Consider the following 25,518-nt stretch of genomic DNA (forward strand, 5'->3'; position numbering starts at 1 on the left):
TTCATTGTAGGCCCACAGCCGGCGGCTGTTAGGTGCTGCGCGCACCCGCGGTGCACTGTATCCCCATGGAGAAAATCACCGCGAACCTCACCCCGAACTGGTTCGCCAGCGTCATGGGCACCGGCATCGTCGCCACCGCGGCCGCCGGCCTGCCGACGGACAACCCTGCGGTGCGCCTCTTCGCCACCGGGGTGTGGCTGGCCGCCAGCACCTGGCTCGTCATCCTGGTGATCAAGACCGGCGTGCACTGGGTGCGCTACCCGGAGGTGGCGCGCAGTCACCTGCGCCACCCCACCATGGGGCACTTTTATGGCGCCCCACCCATGGCGTTGCTCACCGTCGGGGCGGGCACCCTGCTGCTCGGGGAGCCGCTGCTGGGCGGCTGGGCGGTCACCATCGATTGGGTGCTGTGGACCCTGGGCACCCTGGGCGGGCTCGTCACGGCGGTGCTGCTGCCGGTGCTGACGTTCACCCGCAACGATGTGGGGCGGGAGGATGCGTTCGCCGGCTGGCTTATGCCGGTGGTGCCACCGATGGTGTCGGCGGCGACGGGCGCCCTGTTGGTGCCGCACACTCCCGCCGGGGAGCCGCGCCTGGTGCTGCTGCTCTCCTGCTACGCCATGTTTGGGCTGTCGCTGCTGGTGTCGCTCATCATGATCACCCTGCTGTGGAGCAGACTCGCGCACCACAACATTGGTGCTGCGGCGGCGGTGCCCACGTTGTGGATTGTGTTGGGGCCCCTCGGGCAGTCGATCACGGCGACGAATAATTTGGCCACCCAGGCGCACCTGGCGGTCTCCCCTGCGCTGGCGCGCGCCTTCGAGGCCATGGGGGTGCTCTACGGGGTGCCGGTGTTGGGGTTTGCGCTGTTGTGGGCGGCGATCGCGGCGACGATCACGGTGCGCACCATCGCCCACGGCTTGCCGTTTAGTCTCACGTGGTGGTCGTTCACCTTCCCCGTCGGCACCTGCGTCACGGGGATCACGGGCCTGGCGGCCCACACGGGCAGCAGCACCCTGACGGTGATGGCGTTCGTCTCCTACGGCTGCTTGGTGGCCGCGTGGCTGGTGGTGGCGGCCCGCACCCTGGCCGCCCACACCCGTTAGGCCTTCTCGGCGGCGCGGCGGGCGGCGACCACCGCCCAGCCAAGGAACCCGAGGAGCACCACGGGCAGCAGCATGAGCACAATCGCGAAGGGGCCGTCGCCGGCGAGGAAATACACCGCCACGCACACCACCGTCAGTGCGAGCTGCACCCCGAGGAACAGCCGCAGGATGGGGCGGGCGGCGGCGTGGCCGGCCTGCCACTGTTCTTCCGATTCCGTCAGCGGCGCCATCCGGATGCCGGCCATGCTGTTGCGCTGCAGCTGGCCGGTGGCGGCTTTCTCCGCGATGGCCCACATGAGGATCGCGGGCAGCAGCATCATCGACGCCATCGCCACGGCAAGCACACCATTCATGGGACAACCCCTTTTCCAACCTCGATAAGTCACTGTGCCCCCATAGTGACACAGGTGCGCGGGCGGGGGTGGGAAAAATGCAGCAGGTGCCCCCACGTGGGGGCACCTGCTGGTGTGTCTAGCTGCAGCGCACGATGGGCGCCGGGTCGTAGACGGTGGTGGTGGTCTCCCGGGAGACTTCCGCACCGGACAGATCCCGGATGATGCGCGTATCCGAGGTCGTGAACCCGGGCGCCCCGCTCGAGGGCACACAATCGCTTCCGCTGAGGTTGATCGGCTGCGGCTGGGTCTGCGCCCAGCGGCCCCCGTTGACGGATTCCACGGTGACGGTCTTCTTCCCCAACAGGCTCACGGTGACGTTCGCCTGGTCGGCGCTCGCGCGGATGAGCACCGGGTAGGGGGAGGTGTTTTTGAATTGGAGGTCGATGGCCCCCTCGTACACGGTCGCCTCACGCCCGGCCGGGTAGCGGCTGATGTAGTAGGAGTGGGCGGTGTGGGCGACGTCCTCCATGCCGGCGAAGTAGGCGGCGTTGTACAGCGTCGTCGCGAACTGGCTGATGCCACCACCGACGGCTTTATCCGCGTGCCCGTTCAAGATGATGCCGGATTCGATGAAGCCTTGGGCGGTGCCGCGGGGCCCGGTGTAGCCGTTGAGGCTGAACGTCTGCCCGGGGGCGACGATCGCGCCGTCGACCATCTGGGCGACGCGGCGAATGTTCACCCCGGAGGCGTAGGTGAAACCACCGGTGGTGAAGGAGCCGACGGTGTCGTCGAAGGTGGCTTTCTCCGCGTCGGCGGTGGTGAAGGTCGCTTTCTCGTCCTTGTACACGGCCGGGAATTCGCGCTCCTTGGAGCCGATGACCCGGTCGGTGAAGCCATCCATGGTGGCCTCCCAGTCGATTTTCACCCCATCCGCAGACGGGGTGACGGTCTTCGACCCGGAGACGAAGGAAATTTTCGCGTTGCGCTGCTCCACCTCGGTGGCGGACAGGTTTTCCGCCAGGAGGTCCTTGGCCTTGCCGGCATCGACCTGCGGTGCGAGCTGCCCGTCCTTCGGCTCAAAGGTGACGATGTCGCCCATGCGCTCAATGGGGATGATGCCGTCGATCCCGTCGCGGCCGGTGGCGATAATGTCGCCGGACAGGGCTTTCGCCGCCACCGCTTCCGCGGCGGTCACCGCGTCCGCGCCGATGGCGGGCTTCTTCGGCGTGGCCGCCAGGGTGAGCTCACTGTCCAACCAGTGGGCGGTCATCTGCTGCCGGACCTCCACGGGGTCGACGTCTTGACCGTCGGCCGCCTGGGTGGTCTCCACGCGGCCGTCGACGAGGCGGACCGCCCCATCGGTGGGGTCGGCGTGCAGGTCGGCGACGACCTTCTCGGCGGCCGGCCCGAACTGGGCTTGGTTGACGGTGGACACCAAGTCCACGGGGTGGGTGGTGAAGAAGCTGGTGATGCGCCGCACCGGGTTCCACGACGTTTCCCCCGCGGCATCGATCGTGGCGTCGACGTCGACGGTCAGCCCCGCCTCGGCGGGGATGAAGGTGGTGTCTTTCGTCCCGGCGTGCACCACCACAGGCGCGGCATCCCGGGTGGAGGCAATGCCCTCCAGGGTGCGGCGCGCTTCCGCGTGGTCCATGCCGCCGATGCTGGTGCCGGCGACGACGGTGCCGCGCGGCACCCGGTCCTTCATGAGCACAAAATCGGCGCCGTAGGCGACGCCACCGGCGATCAGGACGCCGAGCACGACGCCGCCGGCGATCTTCGCGCCGCGGTGCCGGCGGGGGTGGGGGCTGGTGCTTCTTTCCACGCGGGCTATCTTAACGCAGCAGCCGCCCGGACCTTCTCCGCCGACGCGTGCAGGCGGGCCGCATCCAGCCGGCCGGACTCCACCGCCCCCACCAGGCAGTCGGTGGCGTCCGCCACCTGGTCGGTGGAAATCCACAGCGCCACATCGGCGCCCGCGATGACCGCCTCGCAGGCGGCCTGGCCTGCCGGCAACGTCGCACTAATCGCTTTCATGCCGGACAGGTCATCGGTGTACACCAGCCCGTCGAAGGGCGCCCCGCCGGGGTAATCGCCGCGGGCCAGCAGGCCGTAGACCTCGGGGTTGAGGCTCGACGGCAGGCGCTCCCCGAAGTCGGGGACAATCATGTGGCCGACCATGGCCGCCGCCCCCGGCAGCCGCAGCACCTGCCCGTAGGGCAGCAGGTCGGCGGCCCGCAGCTGCGCCAACGGCGGGGTGGTCACCTCCCCGGTGTGGGTATCGCCGCTGGCATGCCCGTGGCCGGGGAAGTGCTTGAACACGGGCTGCACGCCCGCATCCAGCAGCCCCTGCCCGAAGGCGGTGGCGTACACCGCTGCGACCTGCGGGTCCTCGGAGAAGCTCCGGTCCCCGATGGCGGCGCCGGCGGGCCCGCCGTCGAGGTCCACGACGGGCGCGAAATCGACGGTGATGCCGGCGGCCCGCAGCCGGGTACCCAGATCATAAGCGGCACCCTGCACGGCCTCCGGGATCCACTGACTAGCCATGACACGCGGCGCGGGCAGCGCCCCGAACAGGCCGGATTGGCGCACCACGCGGCCGCCTTCGGCATCGATCGCGACCTGGAAGGGGCGGGGGAATTCCTCCCGCAGGGTGGCAATGGTGTGGGTGTCGCCGGCGACGAGGCCGGGGTCCGTCCAACTGCCAATGAAAATGCCGCCCACGCCCTGGGCGAGTGCGGTGCGGGCGTCCGCGTAGTCTTTCACCCCGACCATGAGGGTGTGGGCGGCATCCGCCCGCACATCAAACTCCGGCGCCGGCGCCTGTGTCGGCGCCGCAGAGGGGGTTTCCGTGGGCACGTGGGCCGTGGTGGTCGGCGGGGTGCTGGCGGGGGTGGGGTGGGCGCTGGTCTGGCTTACGGGGGCGGTGGGGTCGGTGGGGCTACAGCCCGTCACCAGTGCGGCGGCCACGAGTGCTGCACCGCCACGTTTCACGCCCGCACGTTTCACGCCCGCCGCTCCTTTTCTTCCTCGGTTGCACCATACTACGGTAGAGCACACGCACCCGCGCAGCCCTTGTGCGCGGAAGCAAGCCCCGACCCTTTCAGTATGTAAGGCGTGATGCACGTGAACGACACAGACCTGCGGATGCTCATCGCGTTCGACGGCTCGGAGGAAGCCCGCCGGGCATTGTCGTCCGCGGCGCGGCTGCTGCGCCCCCGGGCGGTCGACATTCTCACCGCCTTTGAGCCCCTGCACAAGCAGGCCGCGCGCGCCGCGGGTGGTGCGGGCATGAAGCAGGCCGACTGGACGCAGATCGCCGGCGACGACCCGGCCTACGCGGAGGCGCTGGCAACCTGCCAGGAGGGCGTGGCGTTGGCGGAAGAACTCGGCCTGGTGGCGCGCGCCCACCTCGTGGAGTCCACCACCGCGATCTGGTCGGCGATTGTGGATGCCGCCGAAGAACTCAAGCCCGACGTCATTGTGACGGGGACGCGGGCGGTGACGGGGATTCGTTCGCTGTGGCAGTCCTCCACGGCGGATAATGTGATGAACCACGCCGGCTTGCCGGTGTTCATCGTGCCCCCGGAAAGCTAGTTGTCTCCTTTTTCTCCCCGTCTGTGAAGGAAGTGTCGTGGCCTACGAGTCTGACTCTTTGACGCGCCGTTCGATCGGCCCGGCGCTCGCCGCGGCGGTCATCGGCGCGGTGCTCGGCACCGTGGCTGTTATCGGTGCCGCCCAGTTGTCGGCCACGGATTCCCTGCCGGCCGACACGGAAGTCACCGATGATGCGCTTCTCGGCGGCGTCGAGTACGGCTCACGCAACTAGCCGCCTGCACCTCGCGTGCTGGGCCGTGGCGGCCGCGGTGGTGTTCCTCCCGGGGCCCGCCATCGCGGCCGATACGAAGCACGATTTGGTGGCGGACCCGTGGCATTTTCTCGCCCAGGCGACCTCCGCCTATAGCGAGGTCTTTCCCTTCGGGCAGGTGCAGAACCAGGCGTTCGGGTACCTGTTCCCCCAGGGGTTGTTTTTCCTCCTGCCGGGCCCCGAGTGGCTCATCCAGCGCCTGTGGTGGTGGCTGCTGCTCTGCGTCGGCGCGTCCGGCATGCTGCGGCTCACCCACAAGGTGGGCATGGTGTCGCCGTGGGCGCGGGGTGCCGCGGTCGCTGCGTTTGTGTGCGCCCCCCGCATCATCGGGGTGCTCAGCACGATTTCTTCGGAGGCGTGGCCGGCGATGCTCACCCCCTGGGCGGTGGCCGCCGTACTGCGGCCACAGAGCCGTTTCGATGGGCTGCCGCAGGCCACCCTGGCGGTGGCGTGCATGGGTGCGGTCAACGCCACGGTGACCGCACTGGCGATCCTGCCGGCCCTCCTCGTCGTCGCCGCGCAGCGCAACCTCCCCCGCCTGCTGGCGTTCGGCGCGCTCCTCGTCGCGGTGAGCCTGTGGTGGCTGGTGCCCTTGTTCGTCCTGGGGGCGTACGCGGTGCCTTTCGTCGACTTCATTGAATCCGCCTGGGCGACCACCCGGGTGGCCAACGCCGCAGAGGCCCTGCGGGGTACCTCCCACTGGGTGGCGTTCGTCTCCGTGGAGCGCACCGCCGCCCACCACCTGGCCCTCCAGCCGGTGGCGATCATCGTCACGGGGCTCGTGGCCGCCGCCGGCGTGTTCGGTCTCGCGCGGCGGGGCGGCCGGACGTGGGTGGTGATGTTCCTCGTGGGCTTCTGCGCTATCGCCGCGGCGGCCGGCCCCTTCGGGCCCGCCTACCGGGAGTTCCTCGATACGACCGGGGTGGCGTTGCGCAACGTCCACAAGTGGGATGTGGTGCTGCGGCTGCCGTTGGCGCTCGGGGTGGGCTGGGCGGTGGAGGCCGCCTCTGACTCGACCCGGCGCGCCTGGGGGGTGCTGGTGTTGTTTGCGGCGCTGGCGCCGGTGGGCATGCTGTTGCCGGTGGGGGCGTATGAGGAGGTGCCGGAGGATGTGCGCCGCACAGCAGACTTCGTCAATGCGCACCCGGATGGGCGGGCGTTGATCCTGCCGGCGGCCCCCTTTGCCCACCAGGAGTGGGGGTGGACGCGGGATGAACCGTTGCAGCCGCTGTTGCGGGTGCCGTGGGCGGTGCGTGATGCGGTGCCGTTGGTGCATCCGGAGACGATCCGCGGCCTCGATGGGCTGCAGCGGGTGCTGCTGGCGGAGTCGGTGCCGGCGGACAAGGCCTTTGCGGCGGCCCGGAGTTTCGGCATCGGCCAGCTCATTGTGCGGGGCGATAGTCCCGGCACTCGGGCGACGGCGGCCCGCTTGATAGACCGCGCGCACCAGGCGGGTCTTCGCGTGACAGATTGTGGTGACTACCACGTGGTGGCCGTGCCCCCGGCGGCGAATCCGGGGCATGTGCTGCCGGTGCCGGCGGCTGCCGGCGGGGAGGCTGTGGCCCTCATCAGTGCCCTGGTGGGGGTGCCGGTGACGCTAGTGGACGCGGACCCGGAGATCGTCACCGATACGCCGGCGCGGGTGGCCCATAATTTTGGTGCGGTGGATCGGGCGGATAGTTCTTTCCTCCAGGCCGGCGATGAGGGTGGCGCCCGGGGTGTGGCGCGGGATTATCCCGCCACCTCCCCGGAGACGGTGCTGGCCTACGGCGGCGCGGATGTGCCGGGGTCCCCGGTGGTGGTGTCCTCGTCGGCCTCCGACGCGCAGGCTGTGGGCACGGATCAGGAGCGCGCCCCCCAGTACGCCCTCGATGGCGATGCACTCACCGCGTGGTATCCGGCGCCGGGGGATCGCAATCCCTCGTTCACGGTGCGGGCGACGACCACCCGCCCGGAGGTCACTGTCACGATCACGGGGCGCCCCGCCCAGCTGCAGGTCTCAGGCGCGGACCCGGCTCACCCGGTCCGGGTGGACGCCACCCCGGGTCTTCCGGTGACGGTGCGGGTGCCCGGCGGGCCCACCGATCAGGTGCGCATCGCGCTGCCGGGGTCCCGGGGCCGCACGGGCCTGGCGGAGGTCGACGTCCACGGGGTGGAGCTCGTGCCCCGCATCGAGGTGCCCCCGGCGACACACGCCCGCCTGTTTCTGTTCAGCCGCCTGCAGGTCGCAAGCCCCACCCTGGAGCGCACCTTCACCCTTCCCCGCAGCATGCGGTTGACGCTCACGGCCGACGAGTGTGCGCTGACAATCGATGGGACACCCGCCTCCTGCGGGGAGGTCACCCTGGCGGCGGGCACGCACACGCTGTCCACCCGCGCCCACTGGGTGATGCTGCAGGAGGTGGGCTACTCCCCCGCCCGCCCGAGTCCCCTGCCGGTGTGGAACACCGGGCTGACCCAGGCCCCGGGGGTGCGCGTCACCGGGGAGCAGATCTCCCTCGGGGCGGGCCTCGTGGGAAGTCTCAGTGCCACCCGCCCGGAGGTGAGTTTCGCGGGCGCCCGCACCTACCGGGTGGGGCTTGCCGCGGGCGGCGTGGTCGCGGTGCTCACGGTGGTGCTGTGCGGGGTGGCGGCGCGTCGGCGCGCACCCGCGCCACAGGACCAGCTGCCGCGTCCCACCCCATCCCGCCTGTGGCCCGCCTGGTGGGCGGGCGCGGTGGCACTCTGCGGGGTGGTGGGCGGCATCCCCGGTATTCTCGCGGGCCTCGTCACCGCCGGCGTGGTGGCGTGGTTCCCGCAGCGCAGGTGCCTGCTCGCCGCGGGTGGGGCGTTTGCTGCCTGCTGGTGGTTAACCCTGGGCCCCGGCTATACGGGGGCCGAGTGGCCGGTGGCGGCCGCCGGCTGCGTCGTCATCGCCAGCCTGCTCTCCACCCGCTCGTAGAGCAGCCACGCCACCGCCACCGTCAGCGGAATACTCAGCACCCCGGTGAGCAGGAACAGCGACCAACGGCCGCTGAACATCGGAATGGCGGCGTAGGCCATGACGATCTCCACCACCGGCAGGTGGACGAGGAACACGCAGTAGGAGATCCGCCCCAGGAAACGCACCCCGGACGCCGCCAACGCACTCGGGGCGGGACGCGCCGCGTACGGCAGCAGCACTAGGGCGGCGAACAGGGCGCCGGCGAGGATGCGGCGGCTAAACTCCGCCGGGCTGGGGTGGACGAGCCCCTGGGGGCCGAACCACGGTTGGGCGGCCACCCACAGCACCACGACGGCGGCGAACCACCAGGCGGCCCGCCAGCGGGCGGCGCGCCGCAGCCACGCGGGAAAACCGTGGGCCTCCCACTCGGCGGCGGCGATGCCGACGGCGAACCACAGGGCGAAGGCGGGTGGGAAGAGCTGCCCGTTGACCCCACCGGGGGTGTGGTGGGCGACGAACGGCACCCACGCCCACCCCACGGACGCCACCGCCAGCGCCACGAGCGCCCATCTGCGCCGCGGCAGCCACGGCAGCACCGCATAGAACGCCACCTCCACCGCCATGGACCACAGGTGCGTGAGCGAAGGTGCTAGCCCCGCCGGGAGGTAAATCTGGGTGAAGGTCACCGTCGCCGCCCACACCGCAGGCGAGGTGCCCCGGGCGGCGGGTACGAGGAGCATCACCCCGAGAACCACCACCACGTACGCCGGCACGATGCGGCGCACCCGCGCCCGCGCATAGCGAGCAAGCGCCACCCGGGTGCGGGGTGTGCGCCGGTGACGGCGCCACAGCAGGAACGCCGAGAGCGCAAAGAACACGGCGACGAAGTAGTCCGCGCGCGCCAACACCGCGCCCGCAGGGGACTCCGCGCCGATGCCGCCGAGGAACGCCAGGTGGGTGCCCATGACCCCGAACGCGGCGACGGCGCGCAGGCCTTCGAGGGAATCCAGGAAGGCCGGGCGGGGTGCGTACGATGGTGCAGACATGGCTGAAGCAAACCTAGTGGAAGGCGGCCAGCATGGGTAACCACCCCCCAACCCGGCGCCGGTGGGCGCGCCTCGCACTGGGCTGCGGCGCGGGGCTCGTGGCGTTTACCGCCCTCATGCCGGCGGTGCTCATCCCGCAGCTCAAGACGATTCCCTTGGACGCGGGCGGCACGACCTCCACGGCCGTGGCGACCGCGAGGTTGCTGCAGGCCCGCGCGTTCGCGACGAACACCCCGCTGGCGGAGCACGCCGCCGACCCCACCTGTGCTGGTGAGGCGATGCCCATGCACTGCTTCGTCGGCGAGGTGCCGGTGCAGGGGGTGCGGCACATTGCGGCGGTGGAGCCCTCCAACCGGGACGACATCACCCTGCGGGCCGGCAATGTGCTGCTGCGGACCGATATCCCCGAACCCGATGCGCTGGTCAGCGCCTCCGTCGACACGGTGACCCTGCACCGGCATGCGGCCTTCCCCGTCGACGAGCCCACCTCCACGTTCCACATGACGGCCCCCGACCTGGGGTTGGATGACACCACGGGTGGGTTTGTGCGCGACGGCCTGCAGTACCAGTTCCCCTTCGACACCGCGCCCCGCTCCTACCCCTACTTCGACACCACCGCGCAGGCCTCCTCCCCGATCGATTTCGTGAATGAGGAAAAAATCCACGGCCGCACGGTGTACCACTTCCACCAGGATGTCGGCGCCGTCGACATGTTCACCGCCACCTCCCGCGCCCTGCAGCGCGACGGCGCGCTCAGCGAACAGGACAAGGCAGTACTCGCCGGCATGCGGATGCGGTCGACCATGGGCCGCTGGTACACCCCGGAGGAACTGGCCGCCCTGGGCAAGGACCCCGAGGAGCCGGTGGTCATGACCCGCTACTACGCGGTGAGCAGGGACCTGCGCGTCGAGCCCCACACCGGGGTCATCGTCAATGGCCAGGAGCAGCTGCACTACTTCTTCGCCTCCTCCCCGGAGGAAGCAGAGGCCACCGCGCGGGCGCACTTCCGTGATCCTGCGCAGCCGACGAGCGCGGACCGCACGGCACTCGTCGTCACCGCCGCCTGGGATGAGGAGACCCAGGCCCGGCAGTTCGCCACCGCCGATGAGGGCGCCACCCGGCTCGCGTGGCTGTTCCGGCTCAAATTCTTCGGCCTGATCCTCGGCGTGGTCTTGGTGGCCTGGGGTGCGTATGCCTGGCGCCGCCGCGGCTAAATACCTGCCCGCCGCGGCGGTGGTGGCTGCTGCGGCCATGGTGCTGTGGCCCTTTGTGCTGCCGGGCAGTTTGCTTGCCCGCGACATGGTGGTGCTGCCGCACATGGCGCTGACCCCGCAGGCCCTCGGCCTGGCGGGTGCGGCGCGCGCCACCCCCCAGGACGCCCTGCTGGGGCTCGTCCCCTTCGGCCTGGAGCCGCTCGTCGTGCGGCTCGTGGTGCTGGGGGCGGCGGTGGTCGGCGGCCGCGCTGCCTGGGCGTCCGCCGGCCCCTGGGCCGCGGGTGTGCTCTTCCTCAACCCCTTTGTCGTGGAGCGTCTCCTGCAGGGGCACTGGTCGCTCGTCGTCGCGTGGTTCCTCCTGCCGGCCCTGTTGGCGCACATCGATGGGCCGTGGTGGCGGCCGGTGGCGGCCCTGTGGTGGGCGTCGCTCACCCCCACCGGGGCGGTCGCCGCAACCCTCATCGGTGTCGTGGCGGCCGGCAGCCACCGCCGCCGCCTGCTGCTGGGGGCGGCGGGTGTGGCGGCGAGCCTGCCGTGGCTGGTGCCGAGCCTGCTGCACCCCGCCGGCACGACGATCACGGCTGCGAGCGTGCGGGCCTTCGCCCCCTCATCCGTGGTGGATGTGCTGGGGATGGGCGGCATCTGGAACGCGGACGCCACCCTCACCGCCCGGGTTGGTGCCCTCGGCGCGCTCGCCAGCGTCCTGCTGCTTGCCGCGGCGTGGCGCTCGACCCCCCGCCGCCTGCTCGTGCTGTGGTTCCTCGGCGCCGGCGGCGCGAGTGCCCTGTGCCTGTTCCCGGGGGCGGCCGGCACTGTGCTCACCGCGCTGCCCGGCGGGGGTCTTCTCCGCGACGGGCAGAAACTCGTGCTCCTCATGCTGCCCGCCGCACTCGCCGGCGCAGCCGCACTCCGCGGGCGGCGGGTGGCGGCGGTGGTGGCGGTGTGCTGGCTCGCGGGCGTGTGGGGTGCCCCGCAGGCCATGGAGGCCATCACGCCGACCCGGCCCCCACAGCTGGCGCACCTTGTATCGCAGGTCGGCGAGCGCCGCCTGCTCATCGCGCCGCCGTCCACGACGGTGCAGTGGCAGGGCCGGGTGGTTGTCGATCCCCGCGGAAAAGTCCTCGACGTCGTCCCACCCGGCACCCTCGTCGTCGATGGCGAGACCGTCGACCCGCCGAACCCCGACTATGTGGCAGCCGCAGCCGACCCCGTGCACCGTGTTGGCGCGGTCCTCGACGACGAGGGCCTACACCTGCTCACCCCCATCGTCACCACACCCCGGCCCGCGTGGGCGGTGGCGCTGACCTGCGCGTGGGCTACCTGCGGGCTACTGCTTCTAGCAGCTGCGCGAAGTCCGCGCCGGCGGCCGCCCAGCTGAGCTGCTGTGCCTTCGCCTGCGCCGCCGCCCCCAGCCGGCCCCGCAGCACCGGGTCGTCCAGCAGCCGCAGGGTGGCCGTGAGCAGCTCCTCATACGTGTCCACCAGCAGGCCCGTGGAGCCATCATCGATGGAGTCCTGCAGGCCGCGCGCCGCCCGGTAGCCGACCGTCGGCACCCGGTGCTGTGCGGCCTCCATGACGGTAAGCCCCCAGCCCTCCTTCGCGCTCGGCATGAGGTGCACCGACGCCCGCGCCAGCAGGGCATGCTTGCCCTCTTCGGACACGTGCCCATGGAGGCGCACCACATGGCCCACCCCGCGGGCCTGGATATGGGCCCGCAGGCTGTCCTCCCACCAGCCGGACCCCACCACGTCGAGGGCCACCTGGCCGGGGCGGGTGCGCTCACAGGCGGCGGCGACATCAATGGCGTGCTCCAGCTGCTTGTGCGGCACCAGCCGCGCCACGCACACCACGTGGTGGGGGCGGGTGCGCGGCAGCTCCACCAGGGGGGCCGGCACCGGGTCGCAGCCATTACGGATAATGCTGATGTTCTGCGCCGGCACCCCGAGGCCCACGAGTTCCTCCCGACTGGGGGCCGACACCGTCACCCACGGGGTGCGACGGTGCACCAGGGGGCTGAGCCGGGATTCCAGAAACCAGCCCACCCGGCCCAACACGGCACCTGCGACGGGCCACTGTTCCCGGTGGCAGTGGTGGCTGAGCACCACGACCGGGGTGCGGGTCACCAGGCGGGCGAAGAAAGGAATGCCGTTGTGCACGTCGACAATGACGTCCGGGCCGCGGCGGCGGAGCTGCCGCCACAGCAGCCACGCCAGCGCCCGCGGGTACACACTGTGCCGGCCCCCGCCCCGCACGTAGGCCACGCCCTCCCGGGTGCTGCGCGCCGCTGAGCCCGCGGGGCGGGCGGTGCGGATCGTCACCGTGTGCCCGAGCCTGTGGAGGTACTCGGCGATGTGCTCCACGTAGGCTTCGCTGCCGCCCCCTTCGGGGTGGTGGCTGTCACGCCAGGACAGGAAGAGCACGTTCACCAGCGGTAGTCTAGCGGTACTCTAGGCCACTATGTGCCCCCGCCCCACCACCACCCGCCGGCGCGCGACGCTGGCGCGCAGCCTGCGGCTGCTCGCATCCTTCCGCTTTGAGCAGACCGCACCCGCCCGCTTCTACCGGCCGCTCGCCGAGGACACAGCTGAGCTCGTGGCGGGCCTGTGCGCGGACGCCGGCGTCCAGGCGACCACCGTGTTGGATGTGGGCGGCGGGCCCGGCTACTTCCACGAGGCCTTTGCCGCCCGGGGCATGGAGTACTTCTGCGTCGAGCCCGACGTCGGCGAGATGGCGGCCGCCGGGATCCGGGTACCGGGTGCGGTGCGCGGCAGCGGCCTCGACCTGCCCTTCCGCGACAACTGCATGGATGTGGTGGTCTCCAGCAACGTCGCCGAGCACGTCGCCGACCCGTGGGCGATGGGGGAAGACATGCTGCGGGTGGCGCGCCCCGGCGGGCTCGTGATCGTGAGCTACACCGTGTGGTTGGGGCCCTTCGGCGGCCACGAGACGGGCCTGTGGCAGCACTACCTCGGTGGGGCGTGGGCGCGGGACCGCTACACCGCCACCCACGGCCACCCGCCGAAAAACGTCTTCGGCGAGTCGCTGTTCGCGGTCTCCGCCGCGGCGGGCCTGCGGTGGGCTCAGCGCACCCCGCACGGGGAGCTGTTGTGGGCGTACCCCCGCTACCATCCGCGCTGGGCGTGGTGGGTGGTGCGGGTGCCGGTGCTGCGGGAGTTTTTCACCAGCAACCTGGTGCTCGTGCTGCGGGCACGCTAGACACACGACACCCCCGCCGCGACAACCGCGGCGGGGGTGTGGTGGGTTAGAGAGCGGCGCGGACGCGCTGCTTCAGCGCCTCGAACTGCTCGTGCACCTCGGCGGGCACCTTCGGGCCGAGCTTTTCCAGCCAGGCTTCGTTGTCGGCGATGTCGCCCTCCCACTGGGAGGGGTGCGCGGACAGCGCTTCGCGCACGTCATCGATGTCGACGTCGAGGCCGGTGAGGTCCAGGTCTTCGACGTTGGCGGTGTGGCCGGCCACCGTCTCCCGGGCGCCGACGCGGCCCTCGATGCGGTCGACGATCCACTTGAGCACGCGGGAGTTCTCACCGAAGCCGGGCCACAGGAAGCGGCCGTCGTCGCCGCGGCGGAACCAGTTGACGAGGAACACGGCCGGCATCTTGTCGCCGCCCTTCTTGCCCATGTCGATCCAGTGCTGCAGGTAGTCGCCGGCGTTGTAGCCGATGAACGGCAGCATCGCCATGGGGTCGTGGCGCAGGGAGCCGACGGGGCCTTCTGCGGCGGCCGTCTGCCCGGAGGCCAGCAGCGCACCGATCATGGTGGCGTGGTTCCAGTCGTAGGCCTGGGTGACCAGCGGGATGGTGTCGGGGCGGCGGCCACCGAAGAGGATCGCGTCGATCGGCACACCCTTGGGGTTGTTGAAGTCGTCGATCGCGGCGATGGGGCACTGGTCGAGCGGCACGCAGTAGCGGGAGTTCGGGTGGCTGGACAGCCGGTCGCTGTCCGGGGTCCAGTCCTGGCCCAGCCAGTCGATGAGGTGCTCCGGGTTGCCCTCCAGGCCCTCCCACCACACGTCACCGTCGTCGGTGAGGGCGACGTTGGTGTAGATGGTGTTGCCCGGCTCCATGGACTTCATGGCGTTCGGGTTGGAGGCGTAGTTCGTGCCCGGTGCGACACCGAAGAAACCGTTCTCCGGGTTGATGGCGTACAGGCGGCCGTCCTCACCGAAGTGCATCCACGCAATATCGTCGCCGATGACCTCGGCCTTCCAGCCCTCGATGGTGGGCTCCAGCATCGCCAGGTTCGTCTTGCCGCAGGCGGACGGGAAGGCGGCGGCAATGTTGTAGGACTTGCCCTCAGGCGAGGTGAGCTTCATGACGAGCATGTGCTCCGCCAGCCAGCCCTCGTCGCGGGCCATGACGGAGGCGATACGCAGGGCGTAGCACTTCTTCGCCAGGATGGCGTTGCCGCCGTAGCCGGAGCCGTAGGACCAGATTTCGCGGGTCTCGGGGAACTGGGTGATGTACTTGGTGTCGTTGCAGGGCCACGGCACATCCTCCTGGCCCTCGGCCAGGGGGTAGCCGACGGAGTGCAGTGCGCGCACGAAGCCGCCGTGCTCACCGATCTTGTTGAGCGCGTCGCTGCCCATGCGGGTCATGATCCGCATGGAGAGCACCACGTAGGGGGAGTCGGTGAGCTGCACGCCCAGCTTGGGGTGCTCGGAGTCGACCGGGCCCATGGCGAAGGGCACCACGTACATGGTGCGGCCCTTCATGCAGCCGCGGTAGTGCTCGGTCATTTCGGCCTTCATCGCCACCGGGTCGGCCCAGTTGTTGGTGGGGCCGGCGCCCTCCTCGGTTTCCGAGCAGATGAAGGTGCGCGACTCGACGCGGGCCACATCCTCGGGGTTGGAGCGGGCAAGGAAGCTGTTGGGCTTCTTCTCCGGGTTCAGGCGGATGAAGGTGCCAGCATCCACGAGCTCCTGGGCGAGGCGGTCCCATTCCTCCTGGGAGCCGTCGGAAAACTCAACCGCGTCGGGCTGCATGAGCTCGACGGCGTCGGCGATCCACCGCAGCATCTCTTCGTTGCGAGTGGGGGCCTCGCCCTTGAGGCCGGGGATGACGGTGTGGGACATGGAAGTCTCCTGACATTGAACTAACGTGCGCGGGAGGGGGGCCTGACGCAACAGGCATCCACGGGTTCACCCTAGCGCGCTGCGGGCCGAGTTGCAGCCGTTTTTTCGCCCGCCCCGGGCCGTGTTGTCATATCCAGTTCCATTGCCCCCGGTAGTCGCACATTTCCCCCACCTCGCTGTGGGCTACGCTACGCCACAGATGCACCGCAATGGGGGTAAGGATGGGGGTAAAACTCGTCAATGTGGCCGGTGGGACGTTTCCCAATCGGGCACCCGGCGGGCGCACCGTTCCCGCCCACACCACGCCCGCGGATGCCATGCGTGTGGTTTTCGCCCACACCCCAGCCCCACCCGCAGCAGGAGCGCTACTCGCGCACCTGGTGGCACTGGTGCTATCCGGTGGCCGACGGCACCTGGGGCGCGCACTGGGGGCGGGGAACAACAATTGTTTTCTGCGCTGTGAGCGGGCACAATGACCCACAATGACTAGTACTGATAATTCCCCCACCCGCCGCCGCCCGCTGCAGTCCGAGTTCGACACCGGCCTCGACTATCCCCGCCTCGGCGCGGTGAGCTTCCGCCGCGGCACGCTCACCGACAACCAGGAGAAGATGTGGCAGGACAACTGGCCCCGCCTGGGCCGGGAGCTCGCCGACGAGATCATTGATGTCGACGCCTGGTTTGGCCGCAGCGGCCACCCCACCATCCTGGAGATCGGCTCCGGGACCGGCACCTCCACCGCCGCCATGGCGCCGAAGGAGGCGGACACCAACATCATCGCCGTCGAGCTGTACAAGCCCGGCCTGGCGAAGCTGTTGGGCGCGACTGTGCGCGGCGAGATCGACAACATTCGCATGGTCCGCGGCGATGGCGTCGAGGTCCTCAACCGCATGTTCCCCGCCGCCTCCCTCGACGGGGTGCGGATCTTCTTCCCCGACCCCTGGCCGAAGGCCCGCCACCACAAGCGCCGCATCATTCAGTCCGGCCCACTCAACCTCATTGCTTCCCGCCTGAAGCCGGGCGGGGTGCTGCACGTCGCGACCGATCACGCCGACTACGCCGAGTGGATTGACGAGCTCGTCGATGTCGAGCCCGCCCTGGAATTCATGGGGTGGCCGTGGGAGGACTGCCCGCAGCTGACGGACCGGCAGGTCATCACCAAGTTTGAGGGCAAGGGCCTGGAGAAAGACCACATCATCCGCGAGTACCTCTGGCGCCGCCGCTAGCAGCAGCACCGGCGCCCCTCTTCTTCACCTCACTGCCCTTTCTCTTCTTCTTTTTTCTCTCTTCGCCTCTCTTCTTCTCCCCCCTTTTTTCTTCTTGTTGTTCTGATTTTTCTCTCCCTGGCCAGCCCCGGGGAGCACTCACCCACCTGTGGAAGGAGTTCTTGTGCAGAACTTCCCCTCGTATCCCGCGCCCGGCCCCAACACGCTGCTGTTGGTGTGGGACGCCCCGAACCTCGACATGGGCCTTGGTGCCATCCTGGGGTCCCGCCCGACGAGCGCCCACCGGCCCCGCTTCGATGCGGTGGGCCGCTGGCTGGTGCAGCGCGCCGAGGACCTGTCCCGCGCCACGGGCCTGGACATTCAGCCCGAGGCAACAGTGTTCACGAATGTGACCCCGGGGAGTGCGGATTCGATCCGCCCCTGGGTGGAAGCGCTGCGGAATGTCGGCTTCGCGGTGTTCGCGAAGCCGAAGATGACGGAGGATTCCGATGTGGATCCCGACATGTTGGCGCACATTGAGGCCCGCGCGGAGGAGGGCGTGTTGGCCGGCCTCGTGGTGGCCAGTGCCGATGGGCAGAACTTCAAGGAGGCCCTGGAGCGCCACACCGCCGAGGGCGTGGACACCACGGTGTTGGGTTTCGCGGAGCACGCCGCCTGGGCGGTGGGGTCCACCACCCTCGGGTTCGTCGACCTGGAGGACATTGATGGGGTGTTCCGGGAGCCGCTGCCGCGGGTGAACCTGGATCACCTGCCTGAGGGCGGCGCGTGGCTGCAGCCCTTCCGTTCCTTGGACAACCTCCTCTAAGCCACCCATGCGCCCGCCGCCATGCGTGAGGCGGGCCCGGGTGTAGCCCCGACTGTTGCGCTGCCCACCCCACGAGACCTCCTCGCGGGGTGGGTTTGCGCTGCCAGGGGTAGATTTTCGCAGGCGTGCCGGGGCGTGAGTTTCTTCGGGGGCACGCAGCCCACCCAGTAGAGTAGGGTGGTTGACTATCGTTTCTAGCGGAAAGGGGATGACGCGCGCAGTGTTTGAGAAGTGGGGTCATTTCGCCTACCGGCACCGCGTCGCCGTACCCATCGTCATCGTCACCATGATCGCGGCCCTGTTTGGGCTGTTCGGCACCCAGCTGGCGGATCTCATGAGCCAGGAGGGGTGGGACGATCCGGGGTCCTCGTCGACGCAGGCCGCCCGCATTGAGCACGACGTCTTCGGCCGCGATAACGGCGGCGACGTCGTCATCATCTACGAAGCGCCGCCGGGCACCACGGTGGACGACCCGGCGGTGTTTGATGCGGTGCGCGCGCACCTGCAGTCCTTGAAAGACTCCAACCCCGACACGATCGATGCGGTCACCACCTACTTCGACAAGCGCACCCCGCAGCTGGCGACGCAGGACAAGCACATGGCGTTTGCCGCGATCGGTGTGCGCGGCGACGGCGAGGACGTGCTGAAGAACTTCCGCGCCGTCGAGGACCAGCTCGTCGACCCGACGATTCCCGTCACCCAGAAAGTCGCCGGGCAGACCGCGATCGCGGACGCGCTCGACGATGGGATGAGCGGGGATATTTCCCGCGCGGAAATCTACGCCCTGCCCGCGGTGGGCCTGCTGCTCATCGTGGTGTTTGGGTCGCTGGTGGCGGCGACGATGCCGCTCATCGTGGGCGTGCTGTCCATCGCCGGCTCCTTGGGCGTGTTGGCGGTGCTGGCGCACGTCACCCAGGTCAACGTGTTCGCCCAGTCGGTGGTGACCCTGCTGGGGTTGGGCCTGGCGATCGACTACGGGCTGTTTTTGGTCTCCCGGTTCCGGGAGGAACTCGACGCCGGCCGAGACGTGCGCAGCGCCACCATCATTGCGACCGCGACGGCGGGCAAGACGGTGGTGTTCTCCGCGGCGATGGTCGCCGTCGCGCTCTCGGGGCTGCTGCTGTTCCCGCAGGCGTTCCTCAAGTCGGTGGCCTACGGCGCGATCAGTGCCGTGGGGCTCGCGGCACTGTTGTCGATCACGGTGCTGCCGAGCATTTTTGGCCTGCTGGGCACCCGCATCGACAAGTTTTCCCTGCGCCGCGCCCCGCTCACGGAGGAGCGTCTCGAAGCCTCCCTGTGGGCGCGGATTCCCGCGTGGGCGATGCGGCACTCCGTCGCCGTCACCGTCGTCATCGTGGCCGGCCTTTTAGCGCTGGCGCTGCCGCTGGGTGGGGTGAAGTTCGGCGGCATCAATGAGACGTATTTGCCGCCGGCGGATGAGGTGCGCGCCGCGCAGGAAACCTTTGATGCGAACTTCCCCCAGTTCCGCACCGACCCCATCAAGGTCGTCGTCACCGGCGCCGATAATTCCCAGCTGGTGCAGATCTACAACCAGGTCAACCAGGTCGATGGCATTACCGGGCGGTTCTCCCCCAGCCAGCCCACGAAGGACGGCACCACGGTGCTCGCGGCCGGCATCATCGACCGGGAGGATAACGCCTCGATCGTGGAGCAGCTCCGCGCGGTGGAGGTGCCCGACGGGGTGGAGATGTACATCGGCGGCAACCCCGCCCTCGAGGTCGAGTCCATCGAGGCGCTCTTCGACACGCTGCCGTTCATGGCGGCCTACATCGTCATTGCCACGTTCATCCTCATGGCGCTCGTCTTCGGGTCCCTCATCCTGCCGGCGAAGGCGATCATCATGACGCTGCTCGGGATGGGCGCCACCCTCGGGGTGCTCACCGCCGTCTTCGTCGACGGGGTCGGCTCCCAGGTGCTGGGCTTCACCCCGGGGCCGCTGATGAGCCCGGTGCTCGTGCTCATCATGGCGATCATCTACGGGCTGTCCACCGACTACGAGGTGTTCCTCCTCTCCCGCATGGTGGAGGCCCGGGAGCAGGGCCGCAGCACGGACGATGCAATCCGGATCGGCACCTCCCACACCGGCAACATCATCACCGCCGCCGCGATCATCATGATTGTGGTGTGTGGGGCCTTCGGGTTCTCCACGATCGTCATGATGAAGTACATCGCCTACGGCATGATCGTGGCGTTGCTGCTCGATGCGACGATCATCCGCATGCTCCTCGTGCCGGCGGTCATGCACATGCTGCGGGAGGACAACTGGTGGGCGCCGGCATTCGTCAAGCGCGCCTCGGAGAAACTGGGGCACGCCTCCGCGGATGATTTCTCCCACCTGACGCCGGCGGTGCCGGTGCTCAGCGGCACGGCCCACCTCGCGCAGGAGCCCGAGTCCCCGGTGGAGCACGCCGTCGTCGACGACGCGGCGGCCGCCCGCGCGGGCCGCACCACCGCCGAGGACGAGGAGCTCATTCCTTTCCAGGAGTTGCTGCGCCGCCTAGAGGACAACCGTTAGGGTGGGCCGGGCACGCGCCATCGCCCGGTGGCTTCTCCCCGTCGTCGTGGCGGCCGCCCTGGTGTTCTTCGTCGTCCGCTACTGGGATGTCATCGCCCAGGCGGCGGGCAAGATCCGTGCCGCGGATCCTGCGGCCCTGGCGGTCGCCTGCGTGGCGGCGGCGGTGGCCATCGCCGCGATGGCGGAGGTCAACCGCAGCTTGCTGGCGGCGGGCGGGGTGCGGGTGCCGCTGCGGTCGTGCGCCTCGCTGGCGTTGGCCGCCAACGCCTGGTCGGCAACCCTGCCCGGCGGGCAGGCGTTTGCCGCGCTGCTCAGCTTCAACGTCATGCGCAGCTGGGGTGCCTCCGCACTGCTGTGCTCCTGGCAGATTGTGCTTTCGGCGACGCTGAGCACCATGTGGCTCGTCGCCCTCGGGGTGGCGGCGGTGTTCGTCCTGGGTGCCAGCATGTCCCTGTCCTCCCTGGTGGCCACCCTTGCGGCCTGTGTGGCGGTGAGCTGGCTGGTGTACCTGCTGGCGCACCGCCCGGAGCTCATCATCCCGGTGGCGACCTGGGTGCAGGGGGCCATCAACTCGATCCGCCGCCGCCCTCGGGACACCGGCGTGGAGGAGCTCATCGGGCAGATCCGCCAACTGGATGCGGTGCACCTCTCCCCCGCCCGCTTCCTGGTCACCTCTGTGTTTTCTTTGCTCAATTGGGTGGCCGACGTGGTGGTGCTGTGGGCGTGCGTGTGGGCGGTGCAGGGCCGCCCGCCGCTGTGGGAGGCCGCCCAGGACGAGACGACGATCATGGGGGTGGTGCTCGCGTTCGTCACCTCGAAGATTGCGGGCACCGTGCAGGCCACCCCGGGTGGGATTGGCCCCGTGGAGGCGGCGCTAACGGGCACCCTCGTGGCCGCGGGCCTGCCGGCGACGGTGGCGTTGGGGGCGGCCCTGGTGTTCCGGGTGGTGACCTTCTTCGCGCTCGTCGCGATCGGCTGGGTGGTCTACGCCCTCGTCTACGTCGATGTGGGCAAGACGGTGCGGGCGTCCCGCGCCGCCGAGGGCCGGGGTTAAGGATTAGGCTTAAGGGCATCATGTGGAAAAACGTTGCCCTCGATGCTGCTGCCGTCGCCCTCTTCGCGCTGCTGGCGCGAATCGCGCACAATACCCCGGAGATGCCGCTGAGTGTGGGTGGCTGGTTCGGCACGATGCTGCCCTTCCTCGCCGGCACCCTCGCCATCTATCTCCTCCTGCCGCAGGTGCGGCGGGCGCCCGCGCGGCTGGGCAGTGGGGTGGCCGTGTGGCTCGGCACCGCGGTCGCGGGCCTGAGCATCTGGGGTGTGCGCCACGGGCACGTGCCCCACATCAGCTTCATCATCGTCGCCACCGTCACCTCCGGCCTGCTGTTGCTCGGGTGGCGGGGTGTGGCGGCGGTGCGCCGCCGCTAGCGGTCGTTTTTCGTAGCCCACTTCGCTCCCATCGTGAGGACCTCCCCCATGTCTGCATCGACACTGTTCCGCCACGCCACACTCCTCACCGGCCGTGCCGGTGAGGTGAGAGACCAGGGTGCGCTGCGCACCGAGGGGGGCATCATCACCCACGTCGGTACCACGGAGGAGGCGGCGGCCTGGCCGGCAGCGGAGCGCATCGTCGACTGCGGGGGCGCGCCGCTCGTGCCGGGCTACATTGACATCCACCACCACGGGGGCGGGGGTGCGGCCTACGACGACGGGGTGGAGGCCGCCCGGGTGGCGTTGCGGCAACACCGTGCCCACGGCACCGCCCGCAGTGTGCTGTCCTTCGTCACCGATGACTTGGACGTCATGGTGAAGCGCATCCGCGCTGCCGCCGACCTCGTGGAGGAGGATCCCCGGGTCCTCGGCCTGCACCCGGAGGGCCCGTTTTTGCACCCCAGCCACAAGGGCGCCCACCCGGAGCACCTGCTGCGGGACCCACTGCCGGAGGCCACCGGCCGCCTCCTGGAGGCGGCGCGCGGCACCCTCGTGCAGATGACCCTCGCCCCGGAGCGCGCCGGCGGGCAGGACACGATCGCCCTGCTGCGGCAGGCGGGCGTGGCGGCCGCGGTGGGGCACACGAGCGCCGACTACGACACGGCCCGCGCCGCCTTCGACGCCGGGGCCACGATCCTCACCCACGCGTTCAACGGGATGAATGGCATCCACCACCGGGCCCCCGGCCCCGTCATCGCCGCCCTCGGGGACGAGCGCGTCTGGCTGGAGGTCATCAACGACACCATCCACGTCCACCCCGCCGTGGTGCGGTCCCTGTTTGAGCAGGCCCCGGAGCGCATCGTGCTCGTCACCGACGCGATGAGCGCCACCTGCCACCCGGACGGGCACTACATGCTCGGCACCCTGGAAGTCGACGTCGCCGACGGCGTCGCCCGCCTCAGCGACGGCGGGGCGCTCGCGGGCTCGACCCTGACAATGGATCGGGCGGTCGCGAACGCGGTTCGCGCGGTCGGCGTGCCGCTCGATGTGGCGGTGGCTGCCGCCACCAGCCACCCGGCGCGCGCCATCGGCGTGGAGGACCGCTTCGGGCTGCTGGCCCCCGGCTACCCGGCGGATGTGCTGCTCCTCGACGAGGACACGCTGCTGCCGCGAGAGATCTATTTCGCCGACTAGGCACCTGCCCACACCAGCACCCTCGTGAAGGACATGTGGGTGTGCCCACACAGAGAGGAACACCCCACGATGCCCTTGAGCGATCACCCGGAACTGTTGAGTGCAGCCAAGACCGCACTCAACCTCGACGAGCATGGCGAGCCCACCGCACAGGCGATCCTGCTGTACATGCTCGCTGAAGCCTGGGAGGAGGAACTCACCCCAGAGATGCTCCTCAAGCCGCTCGTCCACACGATCTCGCTCGTGGATGACAGGCTCTCCGCCCTCGAGGGGCGACGCATGGGGCAAACCCAGGACCATCCGGAATCCAGGGCGCTGGCGGGAGATTTCGTCCACAAAGACACTCTGGCGTTTCTGCTGCGACACTCCATCCCCGAGCTTCCTACCAAGGTCAAGTCGGACGGGGGCGGCACGCCGCTGGGCATGCCGTGGGAACGCTACCGGCAGCTGCTCTCCGAGATGTATGCCCGCGACGGGGGTGCCGTGGCCGCCGCCCTCATGGGCGCTCTCGGGGACTCGGCCACTGCCGCCGATGTGGCGCCCCTCTTCGCTGAGGGCCTGAGCGCCCTGGGCGCCCACTGCGGGGTGGGCCCGTTCACTGTGGATTCCGTGCACACGGCGGTGGCGGCGGCGCGGGAACTGGAGGGCGCGATCAATGCCCGCGGGATGGAGAAGCTCGCCAAGGACGCAGCTGGCGGGGACATTGGTGCCGCATGGCGGCTGGAGATGCTTGACGCCAAGGGTTCGCCGGATGTGACGGGCGCGTTTGTCGCGGAGCTCGCGCACATCCCTTATGCGGCGAGCGACGGGCTGGGGTACGCCATGCACGCGGCCGCATTCTTGACCCAGATGGAGTTGGAGCTCGCGTGGCTGGGCCTGGTGCCGGATAGCCGGCACGACTTCGCGCCCGAGTAAACCGCCGCTTGGTAGCACCTTGCGCGCGTCCGGCCGCGCGCGATGCGCATATCGGCGGGTGATGTGGGTTTCTATGAACACTCCGGGTGGATTGTGCGCTTACCCCCATCCATGCGGTGTGGCCCCATTTGGCCACAAAGTACTATCTTTTAAACGCTGTACAGATGTGCGGGTCCGCTCATGCATCCTGGGCTGCAAGTACACATTCTCATCCAGTGGAATCACCCCCAACGGGGGTAATTTTGGCGTGCATGCGGCCACCAGATCGCTATAGTTTCTGCCATGGCTGACAACCTTCGTTTCTTTCCCCGCCGCCGGCGGGCCCGCCTGGGCCTGACCCTGGCCACCCTGACCACCGTGGGAATGCTCACCGCCTGCAGCGCGGGCAGCACCTCCACCCAACTCGACGACGCGCAGGGCAGTGACACCGTCACCATCGCCCTCGCCGCCCCGCCCGCAAGCCTGGACTTCACCACCACCGCTGGTGCCGCCATCCCCGCCGCACTCATGGGCAACGTCTACGAGGGCCTCGTGGCCATCGACGACGACGCGAACGTTCAGCCGCTGCTCGCGGAGAAGTGGGATGTCTCCGACGACGGCAAGACCTACACCTTCCACCTCCGCAAGGGCGTGACCTTCTCCAACGGTGACGCGTTCACCGCGGAGACCGCGAAGTTCTCCATCGACCGCGTGAAGTCCGATGCGTGGAGCAACGGCCTGAAGAAGAACATGGACCCCGTCGCTGACACCCGCGTCATCGACGAGCACACCCTCGAGGTCACCCTCACGGAGAAGAACTCCGACTGGCTGTGGAACATGGGCACCCTCATCGGCGCGATGTTCACCCCGAACGGCGTCGACGATCTCGCCACCACCCCCGTCGGCACCGGCCCGTACACCGTCACCAACTGGTCCGTCGGCCAGTCGCTGAGCTTCGGCGCCCGCGAGGACTACTGGGGTGAGAAGCCGAAGAACTCCACCACGGTGCTGCGCTACTTCGCCGACCCTGTGGGCGCCTCCAACGCGCTGCAGTCCGGCGACGTGGACATCATCTACTCCCTGCAGTCCCCCCAGCTGATGAAGGAACTGCAGGCCACCGGCAAGTACGACATTGAGGTCGGCACCACCAACGGCGAAGTCATCCTGTCGATGAACCAGCGCAAGGCCCCCTTCAACGACGTGCGCGTCCGCCAGGCCATCATGTACGCCATCAACCGCCAGGACGTCATCGACACCGCCTGGGACGGCATGGGCACCGACACCGGCGGCGCGCCGGTGCCGCCCACCGACCCCTGGTACGAAGAGTCCAAGCGCTACCCCTACGACCCGGACAAGGCGCGCGCACTGCTCAAGGAAGCCGGCGTCGCCGAGGGCACCCAGCTGACGATCTCCGTGCCGTCGCTGCCCTACGCGCAGGCCTCCTCCGAGATCATCGTCTCCCAGCTCGCCGAGGTGGGCTTGAACGTCACCATCGAGCCGGTGGAGTTCCCCGCCGTGTGGCTGTCGAAGGTGTACAAGGAGCACAACTACGACATGAGCATCATCGCCCACGTCGAGGCCCGCGACATTCCCAACATGTTCGGCAACCCGGACTACTACCTGGGCTACGATTCTGAGACCACCCGCCAGTACCTGGACGCCGCGACCCGCGACAACCAGGTGGACAACATGAAGAAGGCCGTCGACACCATCATGGAAGACGCGGCCGCCGACACGCTGTTCAACCTGCCGAACATCGTCGTCCACGACAAGGACATCGAGGGCGTCGACGCCACCAGCGTCGCCCCCGGCATGAAGCTGGCTGAGATCCAGAAGAAAGCTCACTAA

21 protein-coding genes are annotated in these 25,518 nt (G+C 69.5%); 15 read left to right on the forward strand and 6 right to left on the reverse strand.

Annotated features, from left to right (window positions below):
- Positions 1-65 precede the first annotated feature (65 nt).
- On the forward strand, positions 66-1,106 hold the full coding sequence (locus C1Y63_RS04140) for a TDT family transporter (protein ID WP_106015207.1): 1,041 nt from the start codon (positions 66-68) through the stop codon (positions 1,104-1,106).
- On the opposite strand, the gene C1Y63_RS04145 is transcribed toward C1Y63_RS04140, so the two are convergent.
- From C1Y63_RS04145 to C1Y63_RS04155, 3 genes are all read right to left on the reverse strand, one after another.
- Positions 1,103-1,459: a hypothetical protein gene (locus C1Y63_RS04145; RefSeq protein ID WP_106015208.1), complete on the reverse strand. Its 357-nt coding sequence runs from the start codon at positions 1,457-1,459 to the stop codon at positions 1,103-1,105. The two genes, C1Y63_RS04140 and C1Y63_RS04145, sit on opposite strands and share 4 nt — an antisense overlap.
- A gap of 118 nt (positions 1,460-1,577) precedes the next feature.
- Complete coding sequence (locus C1Y63_RS04150) at positions 1,578-3,149, reverse strand: VanW family protein (RefSeq protein WP_106015260.1); 1,572 nt, start codon at positions 3,147-3,149, stop codon at positions 1,578-1,580.
- 122 nt (positions 3,150-3,271) lie between these two features.
- On the reverse strand, positions 3,272-4,450 hold the full coding sequence (locus C1Y63_RS04155) for a glycoside hydrolase family 3 N-terminal domain-containing protein (RefSeq protein WP_106015209.1): 1,179 nt from the start codon (positions 4,448-4,450) through the stop codon (positions 3,272-3,274).
- Positions 4,451-4,588: 138 nt separating this feature from the next.
- Between C1Y63_RS04155 and C1Y63_RS04160 the strand changes: the two genes are divergently transcribed.
- The 3 genes from C1Y63_RS04160 to C1Y63_RS04170 are packed head-to-tail and all read left to right on the forward strand — an operon-like array spanning position 4,589 to position 8,250.
- Positions 4,589-5,038, forward strand: coding sequence for a universal stress protein (locus C1Y63_RS04160; protein WP_369831019.1), 450 nt, complete (start codon positions 4,589-4,591; stop codon positions 5,036-5,038).
- 37 nt (positions 5,039-5,075) lie between these two features.
- Positions 5,076-5,270 carry a DUF2613 domain-containing protein gene (locus tag C1Y63_RS04165; RefSeq protein ID WP_106015211.1) on the forward strand — a complete coding sequence of 65 codons (195 nt, stop codon included), beginning with the start codon at positions 5,076-5,078 and terminating at the stop codon, positions 5,268-5,270.
- On the forward strand, positions 5,227-8,250 hold the full coding sequence (locus C1Y63_RS04170) for an alpha-(1->3)-arabinofuranosyltransferase family protein (protein WP_106015212.1): 3,024 nt from the start codon (positions 5,227-5,229) through the stop codon (positions 8,248-8,250). The genes C1Y63_RS04165 and C1Y63_RS04170 overlap by 44 nt, the downstream gene beginning before the upstream one ends.
- Here the strand turns inward: C1Y63_RS04170 and C1Y63_RS04175 are convergent.
- Positions 8,175-9,278, reverse strand: a complete 1,104-nt coding sequence (locus tag C1Y63_RS04175; RefSeq protein ID WP_106015213.1) for an acyltransferase — start codon at positions 9,276-9,278, stop codon at positions 8,175-8,177. The two genes, C1Y63_RS04170 and C1Y63_RS04175, sit on opposite strands and share 76 nt — an antisense overlap.
- A gap of 32 nt (positions 9,279-9,310) precedes the next feature.
- Between C1Y63_RS04175 and C1Y63_RS04180 the strand changes: the two genes are divergently transcribed.
- Both C1Y63_RS04180 and C1Y63_RS04185 read left to right on the forward strand, forming a co-directional pair.
- Complete coding sequence (locus C1Y63_RS04180) at positions 9,311-10,492, forward strand: DUF3068 domain-containing protein (RefSeq protein WP_106015214.1); 1,182 nt, start codon at positions 9,311-9,313, stop codon at positions 10,490-10,492.
- Positions 10,470-11,870, forward strand: coding sequence for a hypothetical protein (locus tag C1Y63_RS04185; RefSeq protein ID WP_106015215.1), 1,401 nt, complete (start codon positions 10,470-10,472; stop codon positions 11,868-11,870). Before C1Y63_RS04180 ends, C1Y63_RS04185 begins: the two co-directional genes overlap by 23 nt.
- Here C1Y63_RS04185 and C1Y63_RS04190 read toward each other — a convergent pair.
- Positions 11,809-12,918 carry a glycosyltransferase family 4 protein gene (locus C1Y63_RS04190; RefSeq protein ID WP_106015216.1) on the reverse strand — a complete coding sequence of 370 codons (1,110 nt, stop codon included), beginning with the start codon at positions 12,916-12,918 and terminating at the stop codon, positions 11,809-11,811. The genes C1Y63_RS04185 and C1Y63_RS04190 overlap by 62 nt on opposite strands.
- 31 nt (positions 12,919-12,949) lie before the next feature.
- On the opposite strand from C1Y63_RS04190, the gene C1Y63_RS04195 reads away from it, so the two are divergent.
- A complete protein-coding gene (locus tag C1Y63_RS04195; RefSeq protein WP_106015217.1) occupies positions 12,950-13,708 on the forward strand; it encodes a class I SAM-dependent methyltransferase in 759 nt (252 codons plus the stop codon).
- Between the two features lie 46 nt (positions 13,709-13,754).
- Here the strand turns inward: C1Y63_RS04195 and C1Y63_RS04200 are convergent, their stop codons facing one another.
- Positions 13,755-15,584 (reverse strand): phosphoenolpyruvate carboxykinase (GTP), encoded by a 1,830-nt coding sequence (locus tag C1Y63_RS04200; RefSeq protein WP_106015218.1) that lies wholly within the window; start codon positions 15,582-15,584, stop codon positions 13,755-13,757.
- A gap of 482 nt (positions 15,585-16,066) precedes the next feature.
- On the opposite strand from C1Y63_RS04200, the gene trmB reads away from it, so the two are divergent.
- The 8 genes from trmB to C1Y63_RS04240 all read left to right on the forward strand — a co-directional run bounded on the left by trmB (position 16,067) and on the right by C1Y63_RS04240 (position 25,518).
- Complete coding sequence (gene trmB / locus C1Y63_RS04205) at positions 16,067-16,810, forward strand: tRNA (guanosine(46)-N7)-methyltransferase TrmB (RefSeq protein ID WP_106015219.1); 744 nt, start codon at positions 16,067-16,069, stop codon at positions 16,808-16,810.
- 163 nt (positions 16,811-16,973) lie between these two features.
- Positions 16,974-17,615 carry an NYN domain-containing protein gene (locus C1Y63_RS04210; protein WP_369831017.1) on the forward strand — a complete coding sequence of 214 codons (642 nt, stop codon included), beginning with the start codon at positions 16,974-16,976 and terminating at the stop codon, positions 17,613-17,615.
- 220 nt (positions 17,616-17,835) lie between these two features.
- Positions 17,836-20,151 (forward strand): MMPL family transporter, encoded by a 2,316-nt coding sequence (locus C1Y63_RS04215; protein ID WP_106015262.1) that lies wholly within the window; start codon positions 17,836-17,838, stop codon positions 20,149-20,151.
- A 1-nt stretch (position 20,152) separates the two neighbouring features.
- Positions 20,153-21,205 carry a YbhN family protein gene (locus tag C1Y63_RS04220; protein ID WP_106015220.1) on the forward strand — a complete coding sequence of 351 codons (1,053 nt, stop codon included), beginning with the start codon at positions 20,153-20,155 and terminating at the stop codon, positions 21,203-21,205.
- 20 nt (positions 21,206-21,225) lie between these two features.
- Positions 21,226-21,579 (forward strand): DUF3054 domain-containing protein, encoded by a 354-nt coding sequence (locus C1Y63_RS04225; protein ID WP_106015221.1) that lies wholly within the window; start codon positions 21,226-21,228, stop codon positions 21,577-21,579.
- 48 nt (positions 21,580-21,627) lie between these two features.
- Positions 21,628-22,776 carry an N-acetylglucosamine-6-phosphate deacetylase gene (nagA, locus tag C1Y63_RS04230; protein ID WP_106015222.1) on the forward strand — a complete coding sequence of 383 codons (1,149 nt, stop codon included), beginning with the start codon at positions 21,628-21,630 and terminating at the stop codon, positions 22,774-22,776.
- Between the two features lie 69 nt (positions 22,777-22,845).
- The gene (locus C1Y63_RS04235; protein ID WP_106015223.1) at positions 22,846-23,691 is read left to right on the forward strand and encodes a hypothetical protein; all 846 of its coding nucleotides are present in this window, start codon (positions 22,846-22,848) and stop codon (positions 23,689-23,691) included.
- A 282-nt stretch (positions 23,692-23,973) separates the two neighbouring features.
- Positions 23,974-25,518 (forward strand): ABC transporter substrate-binding protein, encoded by a 1,545-nt coding sequence (locus C1Y63_RS04240; RefSeq protein WP_106015224.1) that lies wholly within the window; start codon positions 23,974-23,976, stop codon positions 25,516-25,518.

Origin of the sequence: Corynebacterium sp. 13CS0277 (assembly GCF_002994655.1) — a bacterium.
In the GTDB taxonomy this organism is placed as follows: domain Bacteria; phylum Actinomycetota; class Actinomycetes; order Mycobacteriales; family Mycobacteriaceae; genus Corynebacterium.